The sequence below is a fragment of the Streptomyces sp. NPDC001922 genome, assembly GCF_042891165.1.
Classification (GTDB): Bacteria; Actinomycetota; Actinomycetes; order Streptomycetales; family Streptomycetaceae; genus Streptomyces.
In genome coordinates this window covers 44,578-70,412 of record NZ_JBIASV010000014.1, presented here as the reverse complement: position 1 = coordinate 70,412, position 25,835 = coordinate 44,578, and the positions used below count along the sequence as shown (strand labels likewise).

Here is a 25,835-nt window from a genome sequence, read left to right as displayed (position 1 = left end):
CTCGTCGTCGCAAGGCCAAGGCCCGCCCTCAGAGGAGGCGAGCCTTGGCCTTGCCGCCCAGCAGGTCACCGTTGTTCTTTGCTGCTGTGGTCAGCGTCGGCAGCAGGATGTCCGGAGTGACCGGTCCAGGGCACCGTTGACGGCGGCTCTGGACAAGGAGCACGACCGGGCGGGGGCATCGGCTGGGGCGGAGGCTACGGCCAGTCGCCTTTTGACTGATGGCGCCGGCAGGAGCGTCGGCACCGCCAACGGATGATGCCGCGCCCCGGATCCGTTCCTGACCGGGGCGCGGTGCGTGGTGAGGTCGCCGCCGCCGCGCCGGAGTGGCCGCATGTCACTCTGCGACCTCGAGCCCGCGGTTCCGTCGCTCCTGGAATGTCTCCCATGCGAGGGCCCTTGCAGTGGGGTCGGAAAGCACGTCGTACGCCGTGCAGGCGAGGGCTTCTGCCGCGGCGAGCATGGCTGCTCGTCCGCGTTCGTCGCCGGCCGCGGCGGCGAAGGCGGGCGTGTGATCGCTGTGGTCCGGTGGGAGGATACGCAGGAAGGGGTGGATGGTGGGCACCCTGGTGCTCACATTCCCGATGTCGGAAGAGCCCAGGAACACGTCGGGGTCCGGCTCGGTTGCTTCGATGCCGAGGCGGGCGAGATGCCGGGTGAACGCTTCCGTCAGCGCCGGGTTGCTCTGAAAATGCGTGTAAGCGGCGCCCTCCTGAGCGATCGTCACTTCTGCGCCGGTGGCCTCGGCCGCTTTCCCGGCGCACTGGGTGACCTGGCGCACCAGCTCATCCAGTGCTTCGGTGGTCATCGCGCGCAGGCAGAAGCGGCCTTCAGCCAGGTCGGGCAGGATATTGGTGGCCTTGCCCCCTTCCGTAACGATGCCCTGCACGTGCGAGCCGTTCGGCGTGATCCTTTGTAGCTCGGTGAGAGCGTTGAACAGCTGGATCAGGCTGCGCAGGGCGTCGACTCCGTCGTCGGGGTTGCCCGTGGGGTGTGCGGCGCGGCCATGGAAGGTGATCCGCATTTCCACCATTGCGGTGAGCGGGGCCCAGGACCAGTTGTGCACCCCGGGATGGAACATCAGAGCTGCGTCCACTCCGTCGAACACGCCCGCCTCGACCTGGGCCACCTTTCCTCCGCCGTCCTCTTCCGCGGGAGAGCCCACGACCAGCAGGGTTCCTTCGGGGGTAGGCAGCAGGTCGCGCAGGGCGAGTGCTGCGCCGAGCCCGGCGGCGGCGATCAGGTTGTGTCCGCAGGCGTGGCCCAGGCCGGGCAGGGCGTCGTATTCCAGAATCAGTGCCACGCGGGGTGAGTCACCGCTTCCGGCCCGGGCCACGAAGGAGGTGGGCAGACCGGCGCCGCCTCTGTCGACGCCGAACCCTGCCGAGGCCAGCTCTTCGCTGAGGATCGTGGAGGCCCGGAGCTCGTGATAGGAGAGTTCGGGGTTGGCGTGCAGCTCGAGGCTGACCTCCCAGAGCCGACGGGACAGGGCTTTGATGCGAGTACCGATGTACTCGTGGGGAGTGATCTGCGCGAGGTTCACCCGTGGGTCTCCATTTTCGGGGCTCCGGCGTGCGGCCCGGGTCGGCAATCGGTAGGTGTGCGGGGGAGTCACAGCACTTTGGAGAGAAATGTCTGTGTGCGTTCGTGCCGGGGTGCGGTCAGGACCTGCCGGGGGTGTCCGGATTCGACGACGATCCCGTCGTCCATGAAGACGACAGCGTCCCCTGCTTCCCGTGCGAAGCCCATCTCGTGAGTGACGACGATCATCGTCATTCCGTCCTCGGCCAGGCCGCGCATGACATCGAGGACATCCCCGACCAGCTCCGGGTCGAGCGCGGATGTGGGCTCGTCGAAGAGCATCAGCTTGGGCTCCATGGCCAGCGCACGGGCGATGGCGACTCGCTGCTGCTGCCCTCCGGAGAGCTGGCTGGGGTAGTTGCGTGCCTTGTCGGCCAGCCCCACCCGGCCCAGCAGCTGCAGTGCACGATCCCGCGCGGCCGCTTTGGGCTCCTTCCTCACCCGCAGCGGGGCCTCCATGACGTTCTCCACCGCCGTCATGTGCGGGAAGAGGTTGAACCGCTGGAAGACCATGCCGATGTCGCGTCGCCTGCGCGCCACTTCGTGATCCTTCAGTTCGTGCAGCCTGCCGCTGCGCTCGCGATAGCCGACGAGGTCGCCGTCGACCGTGAGCCGTCCGGCGTTGACCTTCTCCAGGTGATTGATGCAGCGCAGGAAGGTGGATTTCCCCGAGCCCGAGGGGCCGATCAGGCAGAAGACCTCTCCGGTGGCGACTTCCAGGTCGATGCCTTTGAGGACCTCGACCGGGCCGTAGGACTTGTGCACCCCCTGGGCCCTGACCATCGGCTCCGGCGACGAAGAGAGGGAGTTGGCGGCATTCATGAGGTGCCTCCGGTGGCGAGGGGCGCGCGCTGCGTCCGGAGCGCGGTCCGTATGCGCTGAACGGGTGTGGGCGGGAGGGAGCGGCTGGAGCCCCGGCCGTAGTGCCGCTCGATGTAGTACTGGGCGACGGTCAGCAGAGAGGTGAAGATCAGGTACCAGATGCTGACCGCGATCAGCGAGGGGATGATCTCGAATGTGCGCGAGGCGATGTCCTGGCCCGCGCGGGTGATGTCGACGAGGGAGATCGCGCTCACCAGCGAGGTGGTCTTGAGCATCGAGATCGTCTCATTGCCGGTCGGCGGGATGATCACACGCATCGCCTGGGGCAGGACGATCCGGCGCATCACGTGTCCGCGGCGCATCCCCAGGGAAGCGGCTGCCTCGGGCTGGCCCTCGTCCACGGACAGGATGCCGGCTCTGACGATCTCCGCCATGTAGGCGGCTTCGTTCAGGCCGAGTCCCAGAACGGCAGCCGTGAACAGGGTGACCAGGTCGTTGTAGTCCCAGGAGTGGAAGGACGGGCCGAACGGTATTCCGATGGAGATCTTCGGCCACAGCGCGCCGAGAAAGTTCCATACGAACAGCTGGACGAGTATCGGTGTGCCGCGGAAGACCCAGATGAACAGCCAGGCCGCGCCCGAGAGTACGGGGTTGTGCGAGAGGCGCATCACCGCCAGAAGCACACCGCCGAGCAAGCCGATCCCCATGGCCAGTACCGTCAGTTCCAGGGTGGTCCGCAGACCGTGGAGCACGGAGGGATCGCCCATGATCCGTCCGACGGTGCCCCAGTCGAGACGAGGGTTGGTCAGCATGCCGTGGCCGAACATGGACGTGAGTACCAGGACTACGGCGACTCCGGCCCAGCGGCCGGGATGACGGACTGGCACGACCTGAATGTCCTCGGACGGGCCGCTGCGAGCGGTGTCCGGGGGAGCGAAAGACGTCACGGTTGTTCCTCGGATAGCGATGGCTCAGTGGGCAGCGGCATTGACGTCCGCGTGTGCGACAGCGCCGGACCGGACACCCCACCGGGTGAGGATCCGGGTGTAGGTGCCGTCGTCGATCAGGCTCTGCACGGCGCGCTGTACGGCTTCGGTGAGTCGCCCGTCCCCCTTGGGCACGACGATGCCCGAGGGGTCGACGGCATAGGCGGTTCCGAGCTGCTCGATCCGGCCGCGGGACTGTTTGACGGCGTAGGCGACGACGGAGGAGTCGGAAATCATGGCGTCGTCGCGACCGGCCACGAGTGCGGTGGTGACGTCCGTCTGCAACTCGAAGCGGTGGCCGTCGCCGGGGATGGCCGGCCGGTGGTGGGCTGCACACTCCGGGTTGCGCCGGTCCTTGATGTCGTCGGCCGAGACGCTCCCGGTCTGGACGGCGACCTTCACACCGCACAGGCGGTCGGGGTCGATTCCCTTGGGGTTCCCCTTGTTGACCGCGACCGCCAGGCCTGCGGAGAAGTAGGTGACCATGTCGACCGACTTCTCGCGCTCCTTGGTAGCCGTGAAGGAAGACATGCTCATGTCGTACTTCCCGGCCTGAATGCCCCCGATGATCCCGTCGAACTTGGCGTCCTGGAAACGTGCCCGCAGACCCAGCTTGCCGGCGATCGCCTTGCCCAGATCGACGTCCACGCCCACGATGCTCCCGTCGGGCTCCTTGTACTCCATGGGTGCGTAAGAGGCGTCGGTGGCGATGGTGAGGGTGCCTGACTTCTTCAGGTGCGCGGGGAGGACCGACGCCAGCTCGGCGTCGGCCTTTACCGTGACGGGTCTGCCGGGGGAGCTGGGGCCGGAGACCGGGCGGCACCCGGTGACCAGTACGGATCCAGCGATGATCAGAGCTGCCGTCCACGTGCTGCACGTTCCGGTGGTCGTCACGGGCATGGTGTGTACTCCCGTTGGGGGCCGGTTGGGTTCAGCCGAGCCAAGGCAGGCGGAGGCTGCTGCGTCATCCGTCGGAGAGGACGGCGCGGAACTGGGCGAGAGCATGGTTGATTTCGTCCTTCTCGATCACCAGAGGCGGCGCGATCCGGATCGTGCTGCCATGGGTGTCCTTGACCAGGACGCCGCGCCGCAGCAGGGCCTCGGCCACGTCGCGGCCGCTCCCGAACCGCGGGGCTATGTCGATTCCGGCCCACAGCCCCCGGCCACGCACCGCGGTGATCGCTCCGCTGCCACTCAATGAGGACAGTTCGCGGAGCAAGTGGTCCCCGAGTTCGGCGGCGCGCCGCTGGTACTCGCCCGTCCGCAGCATGGCGATGACCTCCAGGGCCACGGCGCAGGCAAGAGGGTTACCGCCGAAAGTCGATCCGTGGCTGCCCGGGGTGAACACCCCGAGGACCTCCCGCGAGGCGACCACGGCGGAGACCGGGACCACACCGCCGCCGAGAGCCTTGCCGAGGACGTACATGTCCGGTACGACGCCTTCGTGCTCACAGGCGAAAGTCGTGCCGGTGCGGCCGAGGCCGGACTGGATCTCATCAGCGATGAACAACGCCCCGCGTTCAGCGGTGATCCGGCGGACGGCCGCCAGGTACCCGGCCGGCGGCACCAGAACCCCGGCCTCACCCTGAATGGGCTCCAGCAGGACCGCGACCGTGCGTTCGTTCACGGCGTCGGCCAGCGCGGCCACGTCACCGAACGGGACCACGTCGAACCCTGGGGCATAGGGCCCGAAGCCCTCCCGGGCTGCCGGGTCGTCGGAGAAGCCGACGATGGTCGTGGTGCGACCGTGGAAGTTCCCGGCCGCGACGACGATCCTGGCCTGGTCGGCGGGTACGCCTTTGACCTGGTAGCCCCAGCGTCGCGCCGTTTTGATCGCTGTCTCCACCGCCTCGGCCCCGGTGTTCATCGGCAGCACCATGTCCTTGGCGCACAGCTCCGCCAGTTCGCTGCAGAAGTCGGCGAAACGGTGGTGGTGAAACGCTCGTGAAGTGAGCGTCACCTGGTCCAGCTGATCTTTCGCTGCGGCGATGAGACGCGGATGGCGGTGACCGAAGTTCAGGGCGGAGTACCCGGACAGCAAGTCGAGGTACCGGTGTCCGTCGACATCGGTCAGCCAGGCCCCCTCGCCGGAGGCTACGACGACCGGGAGCGGGCGGTACGTCGGGGCGCTGCTCACTTCCGCGGCGGCCATCAGCGCCGCACCGCCCGGGACGAACTGTTCGGACATGGGTTCTCCGTACCTGTGGTGGCTGGTTCTTTGACAGCAGAGTCAAAGATAGAGATGCGCCCCACGTCAAGGGTGTGACCTTGCCCTTCTATATTTCTCGTACCCGCCAGTTAAATAATCCGGTAGGCTGCGGTGCATGGCCCGCCCGAAGAACCAGACCGCTCGCCGCGAGCAGCTCATCCGAGCCGCCAGCCGCGCCATCAGCACCCAGGGGCTGGCCCGGCTCAAGGTTTCCGGAATCGCCGACAGCGCCGGCGTCACCCGCGGCTCCGTGCACTACTACTTCAGCGATCTCTCGGAGCTGCTCATCCAAGTCCACAAGCGCGCGCTGGAGCGGTTCTTCACTCAGCGGGCGGCGGTGACTCAGGATCTGCCGGACGCCCGGGACCAGCTCGTCGAGTCGATCCGTCGCGGCATCCCGGACGGTCCTGACGACGAGCTCGCCGTGGTGCTGTGCGAATTCAACACCGCCATCCGGGACGAGCCGCTCTACTCGACCCTGGCGCAGAGCCGGTACGACCGGCAGGTCGTGATGTACAGAGCGATCCTTGACATCGGCGTCGCCCAGGGCCACTTCCAGCTCTCCGAGCCCGCTGTCGACGTGGCTTCCAACATCGTTTCGCTGGAGGACTCGTATCTGCTGCACATCGTCTCGCGCAACGATTCACTGCCGCCGCGACGGGCCTTCGAACTCATCCTGAGCTACGCCCGGACGGCGACCGGTTGCCCTGAAGTCACCCCGGACCGCGTCTCGACCGGTCCGTCCTGGTCCGGTCCGGAGCCCTTGGCCTGACGCAATATCCGTTGTGTTCATTTTTGACCACGAACCTCTTTGGGGCGGCGCCCGCTCAGCGAGGGCCGAAGACTGTGCTGGCGCAGCTTCGTCATGGATGCGTTCGCGGCCTCGGTTCCACGTACGCGCACGAGATCAGAGCTCGGCCGTCCAGACCCCACCGGCGCTCTGCCGGAGCCGGCCACAGCCAGCTGGCTTCGTTGCTCTCTAGGAACAGCGTTTCTCGACGAGTTCTGGAGTCACTTATTGATCAGTGGGCCCGTGAATGTCGATGAGAAATGATGGCAATGACGTGGCGGCAAACGCGGGACGGCCAGTCGCCCGTCAGGGCGGCTGGCCGTCGGTGGCAGGTAGCGGCAGGTGTCAGAGCCTGTGCCTGCACCCCTGATCTGTCACTTGCTGTGACTGATAGGAAGGTTCCTCCACGAGCGGGTCTGCGCGGGGCGTGTTCGAGTGCTGGGGATGGTGCTGGTGGCACGCGAGCACTCGGAGTTCCTTGATGCGCGCCGACGTGGAGCTGAGCTTGGCACTCGCTGATTGTCAGCCGTAGCAACGAGCGTTCGGACCGGCCTGGCCGCCCTACGGGACGACCAGTATGCGGCCCAGCTGTGCACGGCTCTCCAGCAGCCGGTGCACCTCGGGGGTCTCGGTCAGCGGCAGCCGGGCGTGGACCGCTGTGCGTAGCAACCCCTGGGTCGCGTACTTGGTAAGTTCAGTCAGGTCCTTCACTGCGCGCTCGGCGTCGGCCGCATGCGCGGCTATGAGGGAGAACCCCATGACGGACCTCAGGGCGAACAGGTCGGTGACGGGGACGCTGCCGAGCTCGCCGCTCGCGGCTCCATACGTCACCAGCCGTCCGTACGGGGCCAGTACGTCCAGGCTGCGGCGCAGGATGTCGCCGCCGGCCGCGTCGAGGACGATGTCCACGCCGCCGGGTGCGGCCGTGCGGACCTGCTCCGGCCAGTCCTCATCGGTGTAGTTGACGCCGATGTCGGCGCCGTTGGCGCGGGCGAAGCCCAGCTTGGCGGCCGTACTGGCCGTGGCGATGACCGTACCCGCACCGAGTACCTTCGCGAGCTGCACGGCGAGGTGACCGATGGCGCCCGCGGCGGAGTGGACCAGTACGGTCTCGCCGGGCGCCAGCCGCCCGGTGTGCAGCACGCCCAGGGCCACCGGTGCAACCATCGGGAGCGCGCTGGCCGTGCCCGCGTCGAGCCCGTCGGGTACCGGGACGAGCCGCTGTGCGTCCGCGAGGATGAGGTCGCAGAACGCGTCCTCGGAGGCCGTGGCGACCTGCTGCCCGATCAGGGCCGGATCCGTGTCCGGACCGACCGCCTCGACCGTGCCCACCACGTCGCCGGTGAGAGACCTGGGTAAGGGCCGCGAGTAGAGCCCGGTCTGGGCCATGCCGCGCCGGAGCTGGGTGTCCACGAAGTTGGCGCCGATCGCTTCGGCCCGGATGAGCACCTGCCCCGCCTCCGGGACGGGGATAGGAGCTTCCTCCAGGGTGAGGACCTCGGGGCCTCCGTAGGAGTGGTAGCGGATTCGTCGCATGGCAGATCTCCTTCAACACGAGGGTGCTCTAAACTGGACTGGCGGTCCAATTCAACCGTACTGGACCGCCGGTCCAGTTGGCTACGGGTCATGGCCCTGGACAAGGAGAGAGCTGATGGCGGAAGTCCGTCGTGAACGCGCCGACGCGGCACGCAATCGGCAGGCGATCCTGAAGGCGACCGAGAGCCTCCTCTCCGAACACCCACCGGAGCAGGTCTCGATGGAGCGCATCGCTGCCGCGGCCGGGGTCGGGAAGGGCACGGTGTTCCACCGCTTCGGCAGCCGCGCGGGCCTGATGCGAGAGCTGATGCTGGAACGAGCCCACGCCCTGCGCGAATCGGTCACCGATGGCCCCCCGCCGCTGGGCCCGGGAGCCCCGCCCAGGCAGCGGCTGCTGGCCTTCCTCGACGCAGTCGTGGACGTGGTCGGCCGCAACAAGGGTCTGCTGGCCGCCCTCGGCCAGGCGGCGACAGTCCCCCGCGACGCCCAGGAGGACTCGCGTGAACAGCACTCGGTCTACGGGTTCTGGCACGGCCACATCAGCGAGCTGATCACCGAAGAACGCCCTGACCTGGACGCCGAGTTGCTGGCCCATATCCTGCTTGGCGCTCTGCAGAACGGACCGATCGTGCACCTGCTGGGGCAGGGAGAGGCTCGACGGCTTGCGGTGTCGCTGCGGCTGCTGGTTACCGGCATGCTGGAGGCGTGACGGCCCGCCGGGAGCCGCGCCGCCTACCCAGCCCGAAGACCGGTCATCTCCCACTCGGTTGTCACTAGTGCCTGTGTCAGCAGGCATCACCGGTTGGTGCTACTGTCCCGGGCTCTTCGAAGCCCTGGGTCAGGACACCTTGTTGAGCAGCGACCGATTAGGGCCGGGGACTGGAAGCGGAGCATCAGCCACCGCGCCAGTGCCCGACCCTACTCAGCCAGCCTTGGCGGATTCCTCGGCCCGGGCCCGCGTGGACGCGAGGCGATAGGAGTCGGTGCCGGTCTCGATGATGGCGCCGTTGAAGGTGAGGCGGTCGACAATGGCCGCGCAGAGCCGCGGGTCGGTGAAGGTCTTGGTCCAGCCTCCAAAGGACTCGTTGGAGGCGATGGCGACGCTGTTCTTCTCCTCGCGCTCGGCCAGAACCTGGAAGAGGAGTTCGGCGCCGCGGCGGTCGAGCTCCATGTAACCGAGCTCAGATGCACAAAAGATCAACACGCCCGTAGCGGGCGATGGTCTTGTTCAGCTGCTTCTCGTCGGCGGCTTCGACCAGCTCGTTCACCAGTTTCGTGGCGAGCGTGTAGCGGACGCGGTATCCCTTCATTGCCGCCTCGGTGCCCAGGGCGGTGAGCATGTGGGACTTGCCGGTGCCGGAGTCACCGATCAGGCAGAGCGGCTGCCCGTTCTTGATCCATTCACAGCTTGCGAGGGTGTGGACGGTGGCCGCGTCGATGTTGGGGTTCGCGTCGAAGTCGAACGCCCGCAGGGACTTCTCCCGCGGGAAGTTGGCGGCCTTGATCCGCCTCTCCGAACGACGGCGGGCCCGGTCGTCGCATTCGGCCATCAGCAGCTCGGCGAGGAAGCCCCGGTAGCTCATCTGCTCCTTCAGCGCCCGCTCGGCGATGTCGGAGAACTCCTTGCGGATCGACGGCAGCCGCAGCAGGCGGCAGGCGCTGTCGATGGCAGCGTCGGCGGCCTGCTCGGTCAAGCCTCGCTGGCGGGGCAGCGTCGTCACTGTGCTTCTCCCTCACGGTGGTCACCGCCGCTGTCGCGGCGGCGCCGAAGTGCGAACGGAAGGCGATCCACCGGTCGGCCTCCGCCCTCGCCCGGCTCTGCCCCAGCACCCTGGCGACGGCGGCCTTGAGGTTGTCGTAGCGGACCTTGCTCCGCGGGACCCCGCCCAGCGTCCGCAGCGCGTGGACATGGCCTTCGAAGAAGGCTTCCTGGCCGCAGGAGGCGAACACGCGGTGGCCGGCCTTGCCCGAATACGACAGACGGAAGGAGAACAGGTAGCAGGTCACCAGCTCGCCGGCCAGGCGCACGGTCACGTCACCGAAGTCGACCTCCGCCTCATGGCCGGGCAGGTGGGTCTGCGGGACGAACGCCTCCAGCGGCGCCTTGCCGGACTCGACCAGGATCTCCTGCTTCCGGCCGGCGACGTAGTAGCGGACCATCCCGTAGGAGACATCGGCTCCGTGCTCCTCGACCAGCCGGTGGAAGATCCGGGTGACCGTGTGCCGCTGCTTGCGCGGCGCGTCCAGATCCGCCCTCAGGATCTCGTCGATCACCGGCTTGTACGGATCCAGCCCGGTGGCCCGCGGCGGCAGCTTCTTGCGGGGCTCCGGCCAGGACGAGTCCAACGCCTTGCGTACCGTCCGCCAGGTCACGCAGTGCTTGCGCTCAAGCTCCCGCATCGACAGGCCGCCGCGATGGTCACGCCGGATCGCCGCGTACAGCTCGACCTTCGACATCTGCGGCATGACCAGCACCTTTCACCAGGAGCATCCCGATGCTGCCCTGGCAAGAGACCCGGTGCCTCCCAAACCCATCGACATCACCCGACCGTGGGCCGGGGCGCCTCCCAAACCCATCGACAAGTGACGTCACTACTGCTCGATAAAGCCACTAGCCTGATGCACGATAAGGAATCCGCCATGCGAGATGGAATCCAGCAAGCGTTGACGAGGGCTGTACGCGCTGCCATCCTGCTGTACGTGAGCCAATCCGAGAATTTCGCCGTGCGTCTGCACGTCGATCTGCGACGCCAAGCCAGCGCCATCTGTGCCGTTGGCCGCTGAGTCGGTCGCGCTCGACTCCCTCACTTTTCTTCCCGCTCGGCATCCGAAGGTTTCCGCTGCCCCTGTAGCGCGGTGAGATCTGCCTTCGCCGTCCGTTTCTTCCACTTTCCTCGAATCTCCCTCATGACGTGACGAGGAAAGGTCGCATGGTGATGCCATCTGCTCACCGGTGCGCGGATTTCTCGGACCATGTCGTGCGGTTATTCGGTCTGCCCTTCACGTCGCCTTCCGCAAGGGGTTCTTTCATGCCTGCAGTCCGTTCCAGACGACAATTCATGACGCTTCTCGGTGCCTCGGCCGCGGCGGTGAGCTGCGGCAGGTCCGCGGGCGGCTCATCCGGGAAGCAGGCCCGAAAACTCCGGTACCAGGGATGGGCGGGCCAGGTCATCGTGCCGGAGCTCGCCGAGGATCTGGGATATCTGGGTGAGGTGAAGCTGGACTGGGTCGGCAACACGATCAGCGGCCCCCAGGACATCCAGTCGGCTGCCACCGGGCAGATCGACTTCGGAGGAGCCTTCAACGGCGCGGTCGTCAAACTGGCCGCGAACGGCGCCCCCATCACGTCCGTCATCAGCTACTACGGATCCGACCGGCACGCGTACAACGGCTTCTACGTACTGGAGGACGGTCCGATCCGATCGGCTCGTGACCTGATCGGGAAGAAAGTCGGCATGAACACCCTCGGAGCCCATTCCGAGGCGATGCTCGACATCTATCTCAAGCGCCATGGACTGTCCCAGGGGGATATTCACAAGGTGCAGCCCCTGGTGGTGCCGCCGGTCAACACCGAACAGTCCCTGCGGCAACGCCAGATCCAGGTGGGCGTCCTCGGGGACATCCTCCGGGACAAGGCCCTGGCCACCGGCGGAATCCGTCCACTGTTCACCGACTACCAGCTGCTCGGGGCGTTCAGTGCCGGAACGTATGTGATGACCGTTCGCTTCCTGAGGCAGAACCCCGATACGGCCGCGGCCTTTGTCACCGGTGTGGCCCGGGCCATCGAGTGGGCCCGCCGGACGCCGCGCGAGGAGGTGATCGCGCGGATGGAGGAGATCGTGAGGAAGCGCGGCCGCAAGGAGGACGCCACTCCCCTGAAGTACTGGAAGTCCTTCGGCGTCGCCGAGACCGGCGGCCGGATCACCGACCGGCAGCTCCAGTTGTGGGTCGACTGGCTCGCGGAGCGCGGCGACATCAAGCGGGGGAAGGTCAAGGTGTCCGGCCTCTACACCAATGAATTCAACGAGTACCGCCCGTCGAGCACGTCGCCCGGTTCCTCGGCCCCCTCGGCCTCCTCGGCGACGAAGACCCGGAGCTGATCCCATGACCGTCGACATCGCTTTTGAGCAGGTCCGCAAGGCCTTCCCCGTGCAGAGGCCGGCGGGCAGCCGTCAGGCCGGCGAGCTGACCGCCCTGGACGGGATCGACCTGGAGATCTCCGCCGGTGAGTTCATGGTGGTCGTCGGGCCCAGCGGCTGCGGCAAGTCCACGCTGCTGGACCTGCTGGGCGGCCTCACCCGGCCCACCAGCGGGCGGATTCTCCTGAACGGAGAGCCGGTCACCGGCCCCGGTCTCGACCGCGGCACCGTCTTCCAGCAGTACGCCCTGCTTCCCTGGCGCACCGCCCGGGGCAACGTCGAATTCGGCCTGGAGGCCACCGGAGTGCCCCGGCGCGAGCGCGCCGAACGCGCCAGGGAGTACCTGGAGCTGGTGGGCCTGGCCGGATTCGAGGACCGGCACCCCCATGAGCTCTCCGGCGGGATGCGGCAGCGGGTGGCGATCGCCCGCAGCCTCGCCTACGACCCGGACGTACTCCTCATGGACGAGCCCTTCGCCGCCCTGGACGCCCAGACCCGGGAACTGTTGCAGAACGAACTCCTGCGGATCTGGGAACGGACCGGCAAGACGGTCGTCTTCATCACCCACGGCATCGAGGAAGCGGTCTACCTCGGGCAGCGAGTGGCCGTCATGACCTCCCGGCCGGGGGCTGTCAAAGAGGTCGTACCGATCGCGCTCGACGGCCGCACCACGGCGCACGACGTGCGGTCGAGCCCGGAGTTCGCGCGCCACCGGCATGAGATCTGGAGTCTCCTGCACGACGAAGTGGCCCGCGCCCAGCAACTGGAGAAGGAGCGTGTCCCGGCATGAGCAGCGCCACCGGTGCAACCACCGAGATCACGGCCCCCACCGCCCCCGACCCGGCTCCCCGGCCCGCCGACGGGGCACGCACCCCGGACCCCACGGACACCCCGGACCCCACGGACGCTCCCAACGCTCCGGACCTCACGGATACCCCGGACCCCACGGACGCTCCGGACTCCGCGGAAGCTCCGGCACCGGACGGACGCCCGCGAAGGGCGATCCCCCTCACACCCCGGGCCCGCGCTGCCGGTCGCCGACTGCCCGGCCTGCTGCTGCGCGGCCTCACCAAAGTCGCGGCGATCGCCGCACTCCTCGCCGTCTGGGAGGCCGCGCCCCGCGCCGGCCTGGTGGACCGTACGTTCCTGCCGCCCTTCAGCGAGGTGGCCGGCGCCTGGTGGGAGTTGCTGGCGGACGGGCAGCTGGCCGACAACGGCCGCACCAGTCTTGCGCGTTCGTTCACCGGGTTCGGTCTGGCCGTCGTCGTCGGCGTGCCGCTCGGTCTGCTGATCGGCAGATACCGGGTGGTGGCGGACCTGTTGGGGCCGCTGCTCGAGGTCTTCCGCAACACCGCCGCCCTGGCGCTGCTACCGGTGTTCGTCCTGCTGCTGGGGATCGGCGAGACGTCCAAGATCTCCATGGTGTTCTACGCCTGCACCTGGCCGATCCTCCTCAACACCATCAGCGCGGTGCGCCAGGTGGACCCCACACTGCTCAAGCTGGCGAGGTCCGTGGATCTGTCCGCCCCGCGGCTGTTCCAGAAGATCATCCTGCCCGCCTCCGTACCGACGATCTTCACAGGGATACGGCTGGCCGGAGCCTATTCCATCCTGGTGCTGGTGGCCGCGGAGATGGTCGGCGCCAAGGCGGGGCTCGGTTATCTGATCAATACCTCCCAGTACAACTTCGCGATCCCGCAGATGTACGCCGGGATCCTCACCATCTCCGTCATCGGCGTCGCCTTCAACCAACTGCTCGTGGCCGTGGAACGCCGTCTCAGCTCCTGGCGCGTCCCCGAACAGAGCTGATTCCCCGCCCAGTGCCCCCGCCGCCCCTGCCCAGGCGCCACGGTGACTTCCGTGCCTGCTCCCTGTGCGAGGTGAGCTTCCCGGCCGAAGCCCCGCTCGTACGCCTCACCCTCCGACGAACCCACCCTGCACGACGAGGGTCCCCAGCCCCGCACGGGGCAGGTCGGCGGCCGCCACCGCCCCATCGGCCGGGGGAGCGGCCGGAAGCCCGCGTCCCGCCGCTCCCCGCGCCGGGCGCGGAACCACCCTCACCACCCGACACCCCCCTGAGGACACCACCGAAAGGAACAGCCCCCATGACGACCAGCACCGGATTCGACATCCGCAGGATCGGCGGCCGGATCGGAGCCGAAATTCTCGGCGCCGATCTCTCCGAGACCCTCGACCCCGCGATCGTCTCCGATATCAACACCGCGCTCCTGGAGCACAAGGCGCTCGTCTTCCGCGATCAGCACCTGGACGACGCCGCCCAGCTCCGCTTCGCCTCCCTCTTCGGAGAGCTGACCACCGCGCACCCCACGGTGCCGTCCGTCGAGGAACAGCCCAGCATCCTGCCGGTCGACGCCGAGGAGGGCATCCGCGCCAACCACTGGCACACGGACGTCACCTTCGTCCGAACGCCACCGAAGGTGTCCACCCTGCGCGGCATCGTGGTTCCGCCCTACGGCGGCAACACGCTCATCGCCAACTCGGCCGCCGCCTACCGGGACCTGCCCGAGCCGCTGCGCGAGCTGGCCGACAAGCTGTGGGCCGTCCACACCAACGACTACGACTACGCCGCCCCCAAGAACGCCAAGGCGGCCGAGCACCGCAAGCGTTTCGTCTCCCGCAAGTACCGCACCGCCCACCCCGTCGTCCGCGTCCACCCCGAGACCGGCGAACGCGGCCTGTTCATCGGCGGGTTCGCCCAGAGCCTCATCGGCCTCGGCCCGTCCGAGTCCCGCGATCTGCTGCGGATCCTCCAGTCCTCTGTCATCCGCCCGGAGAACATCCTGCGGGTCGCCTGGTCCCCGGGCGACGTGGTGCTCTTCGACAACCGCATCACCCAGCACTACGCCCCCGACGACTACGGCGACCTGCCGCGTCTGCTGCACCGGGTGACGGTCGCGGGCGATGTCCCGGTCGGTGTGGACGGCGAGCGCAGTTACGTCCTCGAGGGGGACGAGGCCGGCCACTACACCCCGGCCGTCGCCTGACGACCTGTCATCCCCCGCCGCCATGAGGGTGCCCGCCCGGTGTGCACGCGCCGCACACCGGGCGGGCCGCCCACATGTGCCGCCTCGGGAGTCCCGTGCCCGCCGGCCGGTCGTCACGGCAGGGCGAGGACCTCGTCGATCGCGGACCGGATCGTTTCGTCCTGCAGGACCGCCCGGTAGTCCCGGTACGTCGACAGCCAGCGGTCGGACGCCCGCACGCGGCGCAGGACGGTCCGCGCCGACGGGGAGACCGTGCCGATCCGGGCGAGGGCCAGCAGCGCGTCGAGGAAGTGGCCGAAGGTGTCGCCACCTTCGGCGATGGGAGGAAAGTACGCCTCCAGGACGGACACACTCGGTTCCGGCTGGCCCGTGACCGACCACAGCGTGACCGCAGCCCGCAGCCGCACCCAGGCACCACCATGGTCCATGACATGCCGCACGCGGTCCGCGCAGTACGCCGCCGCCGGGCCGAAGTCGCCGAGGAGGTGGACGGGACCGTACAGCGGTCCGTCCTCGGTCAGCACCGCTGCGCCGATGGCCCGCAGCGCCGCATCCCGGTCGCCGCCGAGGCGCCAGGCGGCCCACGCCACGTGGTGGTGGTTGCCGGGGTGGTCGAGGACCGTGCAGCCGCGTACGGCGGGTTCGGCGGACGCCGCGGCCGGTCCCATCGCCACCAGTGCGTCGACTGCGTACAGCGAGTACCGGGCGTCATCCAGCAGCGCCACCACCTCTGGCAGCGCGGGGGCCGCGGCCTGTCCCCACGCTGTGAGGATGCGAAGGAAGGGGCAGGTCAGCACCCCGCCCCTGCCCTCGTCACGGAGCAGCTGCCGCACCGCGGGCAGGAGGACCTCCGCATGCGCCCGCAGCGGGGTCAGGACGTCCTCGACCTCCGGCAGGTGCGGGTCGGCCACGGCGTACCCCCGGGAGTACTGGCCCCGGTACGGCGCGTACAGCCGCTCGACCAGCTCCGGCAGGGCACGTTGGTCACCCATGCGAGTCAGCGCCCAGCGGGCGTGGTCGCCGACGGTGCCCTCGAGGAACTCGTCCTCGCCCGGGTCGTCGAGGAGCGCGGCCAACTCATCCGCGTACGGTGCCGCCCGCGAACCCAGCACCGCGAGCAGATGGGCCGCCCGCAGCCGTACGCCGTCGTCCGGGTCCGCCAGCAGAGCGCTCGCGAGCGGCAGCAGCGAGGACACCGCGGACGGCTGGACGACCAGCAGCCGCCACCCCTGATCCAGCGCGGCCCGGCACAACAGGGCGTCCCCGTTCCGGCGAGCCACGCCGAGGAGCCGGACGACGAAGGAGAGCGCCGTCTGCGGCGCGTCCTCGAACAGAAAGGCGGTCCAGGAGATGACGTCCTCACGGGTGAGGGCACCGTCGACATCCGGCGCGTACCAGATCTCCTCGACGTGCTGACGTACCGTCGGATCCGACAGAACCTCCACCAGCAGGTCCAGCTCACGGACCGGAGCCTCGGGATCGAACGCGGCCCAGGCGTGAACCGCCGCGACCCGCATGACAGGACCGTCGCTTCGCAGCACCTCGGCCACCAGCGCCCGCACCCGGTCCACCGCCGCCGCGTCGGTGGAGCATGCCGCGGCGGTCCCCAGCGCGAGCAGCACGGGCAGCCGTACTGCCGGATCCGTCTCGGCACGCCACCGCTCCAGCAGCACGCCGACGTCCTCCACGAGGTCCAGGGCTTCCCTCCGCACGTCGGGCCGGGGGTCCGCAAGCAGCGCCAGGATCCTGGGGCGTCGGCGCCGCCGCGCTTCGTGCCACCCCGCGTCCACGAGGTCCGGTTCGGCTGCGGCCTCCGTCCGGGACAGGCTCACCAGCAGCTGGACGAGCGTGGCCCGGGCGCCCATGGCCGGATCGCAGGCGAGGGTGACGACCAGGGGCAGCGCGGCGGTGGCGACGGAGAGTCCGGGGCCGGTGGCCGGTGCGAGGAGGTCGAACAAGGGGGAACAGTCCTTCTCGGTCGCCGCCTCACCCTTGACTACGAGGCCCCGCAGGGCCCGCCGCAACTCCTTGGCCGGGTGCTGCCCGAGCGCCGACGTCAGCTGCTCCCACGGCATATCGTCCAGCGCCTCGAGCGCAGAATCTGCCACCCATGCCCCCATGTCCTCGGCCGATCGGCTCCCCGTCGGCCATCCTGCCATCGCCCAGCAGCCGTCTTCGCCGCCGCCCGCTGCCGCACCGGAGAGTCCGGAGGTAGCCCGCGACATGCCCCCAAGAGATCATTTGTTGCCTTCGTCGAACGAATGATCTCTATGCTGACGCCATGTTCGACATACCTCTTTCGGCACTGGAAGTCGCGATGGTCCAGACGGGCACCCGCGCCCTGGACACCCTGCGCGACACCGCGCCCTTCGCTCAGGAGCTGGAACGGCTCGGCTATCACCGGATCTGGTACGCCGAGCACCACCACTCGCCCGCGATCGGTGCGTTTCCTCCCGTGGTGCTGGCCGCGCATGCTGCCGCCACGACCTCGGTGATCCGCGTCGGCTCAGGCGGCGTGCTGGCCCCCAATCACGCCCCCATCACACTGGCCGAGCAGTTCGGAACGCTGGCGGCCCTGCACCAGGACCGTATCGACCTGGGGATCGGCCGCGGCCCCGGCACCTTCGACGAGGCCACCGCACGGGCACTTCGCCGCGGAGCGGGACCGGCGACGGACGCGGAGTACCGGGACGACGTGACCGCGATCCTGTCGTTCCTGGTCGACGAGGTCGCGCTCGGCCCGCTCCCCGAGCCGTGGCTGCTGGCTTCCAGCACCGCGGGCGCCGCTCTCGCCGCGGAGTTCGGCCTCCCGGTCGCCGTCGCACATCACATCCGGCCGGAGAACACCCGTGCGGTCCTGGACCGTTACCGGTCGGCGTTCACCCCGTCCCGCTGGTGCGCGCAACCGCGGGTGCTGGTGTGCGTGGAAGTGGTGTGTGCCGAGACGGAGGAAGAGGCCGCGTGGCGCGTCGGACCCATGGACGTCGTCAAAGCCGGGCTCCTCAAAGGACTGAGCGAGACCCCCTTCCCCACGCCCGAGGCCGCGGCCGCCCACCCGTTCACGGAGGGGGAGCGACAGGCGCTGGCAGGCTTTCGTGCGCAGCAGGCCGTCGGGACACCCGAGACCGTCGTCCACCGGCTCTCCCGGCTGGCCGCCGAGACCGGGGCGGACGAGCTGATGCTCACCACCCCCGTCCACGACCTCCGCGACCGCATCCGCTCCTACGAACTCATCAAGGAGTACACCGGGACGACGACAGCACCGTAGGAACAATGGCGAAAGACCACGGTGCGCCCAGGGCCCGGCCGTGGCACTGTCCTTCCATGGTGACCTCGACATGCGGGCGGCGCGGACGGACCGCCGCTGTAGCCGTTGTTCTGAGCACTGCCTCCTTGTTCCTGACAGCCTGTGGCGAACAGAGCGGCACAGAGGCCGTGGCCGGGGCCCCGAGTCCGTCCGCGAGTGCCGGCACCCCGGGCGCTTCCCCCTATGTGGAGCCCGGAGTCGTCGACGGTGCCCCGCACAACGGCGACAACAACGCCTACCGCCGCCCGGGGGCCCTGTCCCCCGCCGGCGCGAAGGCCGCACAGAAGGAAGCCGACCGCATCGAACCCGTACTCGAGCGGCTCTGGAAACGGAGGACATGGGACCCCGGCAGCGTGCGAGCCGCGCTGCTCGGGCTCGGATACGAGGAGGAACGGACGGGTTCGAAGGGGGAGCGGCGCGACGGGACACTCACCGTGCAGGAGATGTACACCCGCTCCGAGGACGGCCACACCGTCACACCCGAAGGCGCCCTGGTCGGCCTGCGCGTCCACGGCGACGCCTGCGTGACGGCGTTCGTGCAGAAGACCAACTATCAGGTCGAGGTCAACGGCCCGTTCATGGAAACCGGCTGCCTCGAACCGCCCTCCGGCCACTGACGCACCCGGCCACGTCCGCCGCATGGGCAGCGGCCGTCGCGAGCCGGCCGGAGTCAGGTGTCGGTGCCGCGGACCGGATTGGCGTCACTGCCCTCGGTGCTCAACAGCACCACCGTGGAGGCCGGGCCGAGGCCCAGAGCGCCGCGTCGCGCATCGGCGCCCTCGCCGCTGAGCGCGGCACGGACGCCGGCCAGCGGAGCGGCGCCGCACGGGCCGGGGGAGAGGCCGAGAGCGGTCAGGTCAGCGGCGGCGCGGTCGCTGTCGGCGTCGGTGACGGCGACCGCGGCATCCAGCCCGTCGCGCAGGTGGGGCCAGGCGAGGCTGGAGGGAGTGCCGCAGTTCAGCCCGGCCATGGTGGTCTCGCCGGTGGTGACACTGACCGGTTCGCCGCGCACCAGGCTGTCGAGGACGCACGAGGCGGCCTTCGGCTCGACCGACATCAGCGCCGGGGCAGGCCCAGCGGGGCGGCTGCGGTAGTGAGTGACGACGGCCTGGGCCAGGGATCCGACCCCCACCGGCACGGCGACCAGACCGGGCAGGCCTGCACCGGCTGCCGCGAGCTGCTCGTCGATCTCGGCGCAGAGCGTGGAGTAGCCCTCGACGATCCAGCCCGGGATCCGCTCGTAGCCCGGCCAGGCAGTGTCCTGCACCAGCACCGCCCCCGGCGCGGCGGCAGCTTCGGCCGCCCGACGCACGGCCATGTCGTAGGACCCGGCGACCAGCGTGACCTCGGCCTGCTCGGCGGCGATCGCCGCCGAGGCCTGAGGATGCACCCCCTCCGCGACGAAGACGTGAGCGCGCAGACCGAGCCGGCGTGCCGTCCGGGCCACGGCCCGCCCGTGGTTGCCGTCGGTCGCGGTCACCAGCGTCACTGGGCCGGGCGCGGCGCCGTCGCCGGCCTTCGACCGCTCGGCGAGAACGCGGTGCACCGCCCACGACGCCCCCAGCGCCTTGAACGCGGGCAGCCCCAGCCGGGAGGACTCGTCCTTGACGAAGGCCCGTTCGACCTGCAACTCGTCAGCGAGTGCGGGCAGTTCGATGAGTGGGGTGGGAGTGTAGTCGGGCAACGAAGCGTGGAAGTCCCGCACCGCGGCAGGGGCGGGCAGACAACTCCAGGTCCGGGCGGCGGGGCGTGCGAACCACGGCACGGTGCGGATGTCGGAAGTCTCTGACGTCATACGGACAGCGTGCGCCCCACCCGTCCCTTCGGGCGAGCACATGTGCCCAAGGACATTGCACATGTGTCGCTCAGCACTTCCCGTCGTGTCGAGCGGGGAGGGGAGGGCAAATCACCGGAAGGCCCGTACGAGCAGGCGGATCAGCGAATCACCGAGCCCTGCTCGTTGTCGCGGAACAGCCGTGAGTCTCCAGATCTCCGGCGAATCCGAGCCGACAGGCCGACCGGGGGAGATCCACTTCCGGTACAGCGTCAGAAACCCCATGAGCGACCATGGACGCCCCGTCGGACAGTCGGAGAAGAGGCGAATGCATGGCAGACGTGACGGAACATATGGGCGATGGCATCGTTCCGGGTGACCCGTGGGCGGGGGTGGATCCGGGGCGGCTCGCGGAAGCAGCGATGCAGCAGGGCGAGCGCCCGGTGCCGGGCGTGCAGGACATGGCCACCTACCTGGCCGCCCAGGTCTCCGACACCGCTCACCGGGAGGTGATGGGCCCCCTCCTGGACGGCGGGGGAGCCTCCGGGCTCATCGTGCGCCGTGGCACGGTGCTGGCCTCCTGGGGAGATCCGGAACGTGCGGAGATGGCCTACAGCGCCACCAAGAGCGTCCTGTCGCTGGTGGCAGGTCTGGCTTTCGACGACGGGCTGCTGCGCATCGACGAGCCGGTCTGCCGGGCGGTGTCCCTGCCCCAGTTCGCCGACGCGCACGGGCAGAAGATCACCTGGCGCCACTTGCTGGACCAGACCAGCCAGTGGGAGGGAGAACTGTGGTCCAAGCCCATTTGGGTCGACGCCCAGAGCACCCGCGAGGGCACGGAGTCGGCCGGCGGCCCGCCCGGAGAGGGATGGGCCTACAACGACGTGCGGGTGAACCTGACCGCCCTTGCTCTCACCGTGCTGCTGCGCCGGCCGCTGCCCGAGGTGCTCGGTGAGCGGATCATGGAACCGATCGGGGCCTCGTCCACCTGGTCCTGGCACGGCTATGCCGACTCCGTCGTCGAACTGGACGGCCGGAAGGTCCCCGTCGTCTCCGGCGGCGCACATTGGGGCGGCGGCCTGTGGATCAGCGCCGGCGACCTGGCCCGGATCGGACAGCTCTGTCTCCAGGGCGGGCAGTGGGGGAAGCACCGGCTGCTCTCCGCCCGCTGGACCGATGCGATGTGGCAGCCCTGCCCGGTCAAGCCCAACTACGGCCTGTCGTGGTGGCTCAACGACCACCGCACCGTCTGGCCCCAGGCCCCCGCGACCGGCCGCTGCGCCCGCGGGAACGGCGGCAACCACCTCTTGTGGGTCGACCCCGCCCGGGACTTGGTCGTGAGCTCACGCTGGGGAGCGGACGTCGAATCACTCCTCACCGAGGTCTCCCACGCCATCGAGCCGACACCGGCGGCCTGAGACCGCCCTGCTCCGGCCTCTGCGGGGGTACCGAGCGGCGCGGGCCGTCGGCCAGGGGCCGGACTCGGCGTCCTCACCGCCGAGCAGGTGGGGCGCTGGACTCCCTCTGCGCGACCGGCCGCAGTGGTCGTCGGGTTCGGGACGTGGTTGGTCGCCTGTTCGCTATGCGTCGTCGGCGGCGATGCCTGGAACGGAGTCGAGGGGCTGGAGCGACCCGAGGGTGATGGTCATCCACGGTGCTGCTTCCTCGCGGAAGGAGTGCCCGACAGGAGCGGTGCCGCTTCGGTCGTCGAGGCTGAAGCCGGTCACCATGATCATGTTCGAGCCATCCGCCATGGAGACCAGATGAGTTCCGCAGCGGGGACAGAAGCCGCGGCGGAGGGTCGGGCCTGTTAACCGAACTAACTGAGCTGTCTTCGCAGGTCAGACCGGGTATCTGCTAGCTTCCCGATGTGCTTGATGAGCAGCGGTCCGGAAGGGACCTGAGGAACTTTGTCCTGCCTGAGTTAGGCCAGTTGCTGAAGACGGGAGATCCCTGGGAGCCGTACAGGGTGCTGGATGGTCTCGGGAGGCCGGTCGAGCCCGCTGCGCTCTACCTCAAGGAGCTGATGGCGAGGGACAGCTCGCCGTTGACGCCACGTTCGTACGGCATGGATCTGCTGCGCTGGTTCCGATTCCTCTGGGCGCTCGGGATCGAGTGGGACCGTGCGACCCGGGAAGACGCCCGGGACTTCATGTTGTGGATGAAGGTGGCGGACAAGCCGAAGCGCATCCATTGGCGCCATCGCGGCAAGGCTCTCTCCGAGGTCTCGCCGCCTCGCAGTGGCAGGCCGGCCCCGGGGACACCGAATCCGGTGACTGGTAAGCCCACGGTCGGGACCAAGTACTCGCCGGCAACCCGGGCTCATTGCGAGACGGTGCTGCGGGAGTTCTACAACTTCCATCTGGATGAAAGCACCGGTTCGTTACTGGTGAACCCCTTCCCGTTGGTCCGTGGGCGGCGCTTGTCCCAGCTCGGGCCACAGCGTGATGGTGGGAAGAAGCACCGCAACCGACGCACGGGCCTCTACCGGCCGACCGTTCCGCAGCGGGTCCCGCGGCGGATTCCCGACGAGATGTACACCAAGGTCTTCGCCGGGCTCCGGTCTCATCGTGACCGCGCCTTGCTGGCCTTCTGGGTCGCCACTGGCGCCCGAGCCGAGGAGCTGCTCACGGTCAAGCAGGACGGTGCGGTTGTCGGCGAGCAGACCATCAGTGTGATCCGCAAGGGCACCCGCGACTACCAGGCCCTGGCCGCCACCCCGGATGCGTTCGTCTGGCTGCGGCTCTACCAAGAGTCCGCCTGGAAGAAAGGCGTCCCCCGGGGCCGCCACCATGCGCTGTGGTGGACGCTACGGCGCCCATGGCGGCCACTGGAATACGACGCGGCGCGCATGATGTTCAACCGCGCCAACGATCTCCTGGGCGCCAACTGGACCCTTCACGATCTGCGGCACACGGCGACGTTCCTCATGCTCGATGACCCGAACATGCCGCCGGTCTACGTGCAAAAGATCCTCGGCCACAAGTACCTGTCGACCCTGGACATCTACAACCGTCCGACCAGGGACGACGTCATCAGAGCCGGCCTTGCCCACCACGCCCGTCAGGAGAAGCGACGCGAGGAGACTCTCGCGCCTGTTGACGAGCCGTCCTACAACCCCGACTCCCTGTCCATCCTCTTCGGCCGGGACGCCTCATGACGAGCACTGCGACGTACGTCGGCTCGAGCTTCGTTCCGCGGGTCACCAGCATGGTGGGCGCCGAAGAGCTCAAGCTGATGAACCGATTCCCGCATCGGGAAAGACCAAGCACGTGGGAAGCGACCGCGGTCACCCGTGAAGAGGTCCTTGAGCGGCTGGCTCGCCCACCGCTACGAGCTGTGGAGCCCAGCGCCCAGGCGAATCGGATGTTCGGGGCGCGTCTCCTGCTCGACTGGCTGATGACCTTTCCGGGAGAAACCTGGCAGCAGCGCTGGCAGAGAAGTCCTGCCCACGGGCAGCACATTGCGTCGCAGGGGTGGCGGGATGCCTTCGCAGCCTGGGCCCGCCCGGAAGGGCGAGTATCTCGCCGTGAAACGCTCCTCGTCGGGGTGCTGGCGCTGCTCTGCGCGGATGCCGTCAGACCCGACCCGGAGTTCCTCATCGGGTCAAGATCGCGGCATCTTCGGCCAGCTCTGGAGACCACACGCGACCCCGAGGGGTTCGCCCGCTTGAGGGCTTCACTGCCGACCAACATCTCGGCTGCGAATATCTCGTCCGGGCTGAAGACCATTGCGGAGATCATGGCCTGTCGAGGCGGCGTCATCGAGGACATCGTCGTCGGCGACCTGCTGCTCTGGCAAAGCAAGAATCCGCGCAACAGCAATGGACGGATCCAGCTCGCCTACACCTGGCTACGCGACTTGGGTCTCTTTCCAGCAGACGCACCGCACACGCTGTTCCGGATCTCGAATCGCACGGGGCAACTCACCCCGGCGGACCTTGTCGACCGCTACGAACTGCAGTGCCGTCCGATCCGCGATCTCTTGGTCGCCTACCTCTCTCATCGGTCCGTAGGACTCGACTTCACGACGCTGCAGGCGCTCACGATCTCGCTGGCGCTTCGGTTCTGGGGCGACCTGGAGCGGCATCATCCGGGCATCGACTCTCTTCGGCTGCCTGCCGAGGTGATGACTGCCTGGAAGGTTCGCCTGGCCACGAAGACCGTCCGTAAGCGTCTGCCCGACGGTTCCTTTCGTGAGTTCACAGAGCCACGCCGAGGTGCAATCGGGATCAAAACCCAGGTCAGAGCCTTCTACCTGGACCTGGCGGAGTGGGCAGTGGAGGACCCCGGCCAGTGGGCCGCCTGGGTGGCACCCTGCCCGATCAGCGAAGCCGAGTGCTCGGGAAGAAAGGCTGAGAAGCAGCTCAAAGCGCGCATGGACCAACGTACTCGCGAGCGCCTGCCGGCGCTGCCCACGCTGGTGAAGACGGCGCACCGCCTGCTGAAAGAGGCCACAATGCGCCTCGATGCACTCAACGCTGCCCCGCTCGGTTCGGACTTCAGCGTGCTTGGTGAGACCTTCAGGGTCCCGCGCTTCAGTAAATGCGCTGACGGGCGTCCGATCCATGCCTGGGATGCGAAGGGCACCCGACGCTCATTCGCGGGTGAGGAGCGCAGCGCATTCTGGGGGTGGGCTGCCATCGAGATCTTGCGGCACACCGGCATCCGCATCGAGGAACTCCTCGAGCTGGGGCATCACAGCATCGTCAGCTACAAGCTCCCCACCACCGGGCAGACCGTTCCGCTCTTGCAGATCGCCCCGTCGAAGACGGACCAAGAGCGACTTGTCCTGGTCACGCCGGAGCTGGCGGACGTGTTGAGCACGGTCGTCTCTCGAGTCCGAGGCTCGGACGGGCGAGTCCCCGTTCTCCGTAGCTATGACCACTACGAACGGGTCTGGAACCCGCCGATGCCGCTCCTGTTCCAGGATCGCTCTGGTGGCTACCTGCGTCCACTGTCACGAGCGACGATCCGTCGAGGACTCGACGTCACCTTGTTGGCCTCAGGTCTGACGGACAGCGCGGGTGACCCCCTCATCTTTCAGCCCCACGACTTCCGCCGGATCTTCATCACGGACTCCATCCTCAACGGCCTGCCCCCTCACATCGCCCAGGTCATCGCTGGCCACGACCACATCGGAACGACGATGGGATATGCCGCGATCTACCCCACTGACGCCATCGAGGCACATCGAGCGTTCATCGCCCGGCGCCGGGCTCTGCGGCCTGCCGATGAATACCGCACCGTCACTCCTGAGGAATGGGGAGAGTTTCTCGGGCACTTTGAGCGCCGCAAGCTCGCCCTGGGCGACTGCGGCCGCGCATACGGGACTGACTGTGCTCACGAACACGCTTGTGTCCGATGCCCCGTCCTGATCGTCCACGCGACAGAGCGTCCCCGGCTTGTCGAAATCCGCGACAACCTCCTCACGCGCATCTTGGAAGCCGAAAGGGAGGGCTGGCTCGGCGAGATCGAGGGGCTGCAGAGCAGCCTGACCCACGCCGAGGAGAAGCTTGCCCAACTCGACGCCCAGATCTCCCGGAAGCAGGAGTCTGTCGACCTGGGAATTCCTACCTTCCGGGAGATCGTTGCTCGCACCACCGCGGCGGCCACCCCGCCGGGGCCTGCGTGACTGAACGGCTGTCACTCCGGCGTGCTCAGCGGACACCGCCACAGAACGCGGCGCT

Annotated in this window: 20 protein-coding genes and 2 pseudogenes; 12 read left to right on the top strand and 10 right to left on the bottom strand. The window is 68.5% G+C overall.

The features are described 5' to 3' along the window. Nucleotides 1–334: 334 nt before the first annotated feature. The 5 genes from ACFYYR_RS25265 to rocD form a co-directional block, all read right to left on the bottom strand. Nucleotides 335–1,540 (bottom strand): amidohydrolase, encoded by a 1,206-nt coding sequence (locus tag ACFYYR_RS25265; RefSeq protein WP_388857802.1) that lies wholly within the window; start codon nucleotides 1,538–1,540, stop codon nucleotides 335–337. Nucleotides 1,541–1,608: 68 nt separating this feature from the next. Next, nucleotides 1,609–2,400 (bottom strand): amino acid ABC transporter ATP-binding protein, encoded by a 792-nt coding sequence (locus ACFYYR_RS25260; protein WP_388857799.1) that lies wholly within the window; start codon nucleotides 2,398–2,400, stop codon nucleotides 1,609–1,611. Beyond that, nucleotides 2,397–3,287, bottom strand: a complete 891-nt coding sequence (locus ACFYYR_RS25255; protein ID WP_388857796.1) for an amino acid ABC transporter permease — start codon at nucleotides 3,285–3,287, stop codon at nucleotides 2,397–2,399. The genes ACFYYR_RS25260 and ACFYYR_RS25255 overlap by 4 nt, the downstream gene beginning before the upstream one ends. An 84-nt stretch (nucleotides 3,288–3,371) precedes the next feature. Continuing rightward, the gene (locus ACFYYR_RS25250; protein ID WP_388857793.1) at nucleotides 3,372–4,286 is read right to left on the bottom strand and encodes an ABC transporter substrate-binding protein; all 915 of its coding nucleotides are present in this window, start codon (nucleotides 4,284–4,286) and stop codon (nucleotides 3,372–3,374) included. A gap of 64 nt (nucleotides 4,287–4,350) precedes the next feature. After that, nucleotides 4,351–5,574 (bottom strand): ornithine--oxo-acid transaminase, encoded by a 1,224-nt coding sequence (gene rocD / locus ACFYYR_RS25245; RefSeq protein ID WP_388857790.1) that lies wholly within the window; start codon nucleotides 5,572–5,574, stop codon nucleotides 4,351–4,353. A 136-nt stretch (nucleotides 5,575–5,710) separates the two neighbouring features. On the opposite strand from rocD, the gene ACFYYR_RS25240 reads away from it, so the two are divergent. Further along, nucleotides 5,711–6,367 carry a TetR/AcrR family transcriptional regulator gene (locus ACFYYR_RS25240; protein ID WP_388857787.1) on the top strand — a complete coding sequence of 219 codons (657 nt, stop codon included), beginning with the start codon at nucleotides 5,711–5,713 and terminating at the stop codon, nucleotides 6,365–6,367. A 579-nt stretch (nucleotides 6,368–6,946) separates the two neighbouring features. Here the strand turns inward: ACFYYR_RS25240 and ACFYYR_RS25235 are convergent. Continuing rightward, nucleotides 6,947–7,921, bottom strand: a complete 975-nt coding sequence (locus tag ACFYYR_RS25235) for a zinc-binding alcohol dehydrogenase family protein (protein ID WP_388857784.1) — start codon at nucleotides 7,919–7,921, stop codon at nucleotides 6,947–6,949. A 115-nt stretch (nucleotides 7,922–8,036) separates the two neighbouring features. On the opposite strand from ACFYYR_RS25235, the gene ACFYYR_RS25230 reads away from it, so the two are divergent. Continuing rightward, nucleotides 8,037–8,630, top strand: coding sequence for a TetR/AcrR family transcriptional regulator (locus tag ACFYYR_RS25230; RefSeq protein WP_388857781.1), 594 nt, complete (start codon nucleotides 8,037–8,039; stop codon nucleotides 8,628–8,630). 213 nt (nucleotides 8,631–8,843) lie between these two features. Here the strand turns inward: ACFYYR_RS25230 and istB are convergent. Next, nucleotides 8,844–9,642 (bottom strand): annotated as a pseudogene (gene istB / locus ACFYYR_RS25225) (IS21-like element helper ATPase IstB). A 187-nt stretch (nucleotides 9,643–9,829) separates the two neighbouring features. On the opposite strand from istB, the gene ACFYYR_RS25220 reads away from it, so the two are divergent. The 5 genes from ACFYYR_RS25220 (at nucleotide 9,830) to ACFYYR_RS25200 (ending at nucleotide 15,065) form a co-directional block, all read left to right on the top strand. Then, on the top strand, nucleotides 9,830–10,705 hold the full coding sequence (locus ACFYYR_RS25220) for a hypothetical protein (RefSeq protein ID WP_388857778.1): 876 nt from the start codon (nucleotides 9,830–9,832) through the stop codon (nucleotides 10,703–10,705). Between the two features lie 275 nt (nucleotides 10,706–10,980). Then, a complete protein-coding gene (locus ACFYYR_RS25215) occupies nucleotides 10,981–12,021 on the top strand; it encodes an ABC transporter substrate-binding protein (protein WP_388857775.1) in 1,041 nt (346 codons plus the stop codon). 4 nt (nucleotides 12,022–12,025) lie between these two features. Beyond that, nucleotides 12,026–12,850, top strand: a complete 825-nt coding sequence (locus ACFYYR_RS25210) for an ABC transporter ATP-binding protein (RefSeq protein WP_388857771.1) — start codon at nucleotides 12,026–12,028, stop codon at nucleotides 12,848–12,850. After that, a complete protein-coding gene (locus ACFYYR_RS25205; RefSeq protein WP_388857768.1) occupies nucleotides 12,847–13,869 on the top strand; it encodes an ABC transporter permease in 1,023 nt (340 codons plus the stop codon). Before ACFYYR_RS25210 ends, ACFYYR_RS25205 begins: the two co-directional genes overlap by 4 nt. A gap of 296 nt (nucleotides 13,870–14,165) precedes the next feature. Next, complete coding sequence (locus ACFYYR_RS25200; protein ID WP_388857765.1) at nucleotides 14,166–15,065, top strand: TauD/TfdA dioxygenase family protein; 900 nt, start codon at nucleotides 14,166–14,168, stop codon at nucleotides 15,063–15,065. Between the two features lie 113 nt (nucleotides 15,066–15,178). Here the strand turns inward: ACFYYR_RS25200 and ACFYYR_RS25195 are convergent, their stop codons facing one another. Beyond that, nucleotides 15,179–17,173 (bottom strand): hypothetical protein, encoded by a 1,995-nt coding sequence (locus ACFYYR_RS25195; protein WP_388857762.1) that lies wholly within the window; start codon nucleotides 17,171–17,173, stop codon nucleotides 15,179–15,181. Nucleotides 17,174–17,346: 173 nt separating this feature from the next. On the opposite strand from ACFYYR_RS25195, the gene ACFYYR_RS25190 reads away from it, so the two are divergent. Both ACFYYR_RS25190 and ACFYYR_RS25185 read left to right on the top strand, forming a co-directional pair. Further along, a complete protein-coding gene (locus ACFYYR_RS25190) occupies nucleotides 17,347–18,333 on the top strand; it encodes an LLM class flavin-dependent oxidoreductase (RefSeq protein WP_388857759.1) in 987 nt (328 codons plus the stop codon). Nucleotides 18,334–18,500: 167 nt separating this feature from the next. Then, nucleotides 18,501–18,989, top strand: coding sequence for a hypothetical protein (locus ACFYYR_RS25185; protein WP_388857756.1), 489 nt, complete (start codon nucleotides 18,501–18,503; stop codon nucleotides 18,987–18,989). 53 nt (nucleotides 18,990–19,042) lie between these two features. On the opposite strand, the gene ACFYYR_RS25180 is transcribed toward ACFYYR_RS25185, so the two are convergent. After that, the gene (locus tag ACFYYR_RS25180; protein ID WP_388857753.1) at nucleotides 19,043–20,167 is read right to left on the bottom strand and encodes a diaminopropionate ammonia-lyase; all 1,125 of its coding nucleotides are present in this window, start codon (nucleotides 20,165–20,167) and stop codon (nucleotides 19,043–19,045) included. 332 nt (nucleotides 20,168–20,499) lie between these two features. On the opposite strand from ACFYYR_RS25180, the gene ACFYYR_RS25175 reads away from it, so the two are divergent. Continuing rightward, a complete protein-coding gene (locus tag ACFYYR_RS25175; RefSeq protein WP_388857750.1) occupies nucleotides 20,500–21,564 on the top strand; it encodes a serine hydrolase domain-containing protein in 1,065 nt (354 codons plus the stop codon). A gap of 162 nt (nucleotides 21,565–21,726) precedes the next feature. Here the strand turns inward: ACFYYR_RS25175 and ACFYYR_RS25170 are convergent. Further along, nucleotides 21,727–21,945: pseudogene (locus tag ACFYYR_RS25170) on the bottom strand (hypothetical protein); the annotation flags it as partial. A 71-nt stretch (nucleotides 21,946–22,016) separates the two neighbouring features. Here ACFYYR_RS25170 and ACFYYR_RS25165 point away from each other — a divergent pair. Both ACFYYR_RS25165 and ACFYYR_RS25160 read left to right on the top strand, forming a co-directional pair. Further along, a complete protein-coding gene (locus ACFYYR_RS25165) occupies nucleotides 22,017–23,306 on the top strand; it encodes a tyrosine-type recombinase/integrase (protein WP_388857747.1) in 1,290 nt (429 codons plus the stop codon). Further along, nucleotides 23,303–25,780 (top strand): tyrosine-type recombinase/integrase, encoded by a 2,478-nt coding sequence (locus ACFYYR_RS25160; RefSeq protein WP_388857744.1) that lies wholly within the window; start codon nucleotides 23,303–23,305, stop codon nucleotides 25,778–25,780. The genes ACFYYR_RS25165 and ACFYYR_RS25160 overlap by 4 nt, the downstream gene beginning before the upstream one ends. The last annotated feature ends 55 nt before the right edge of the window (nucleotides 25,781–25,835 follow it).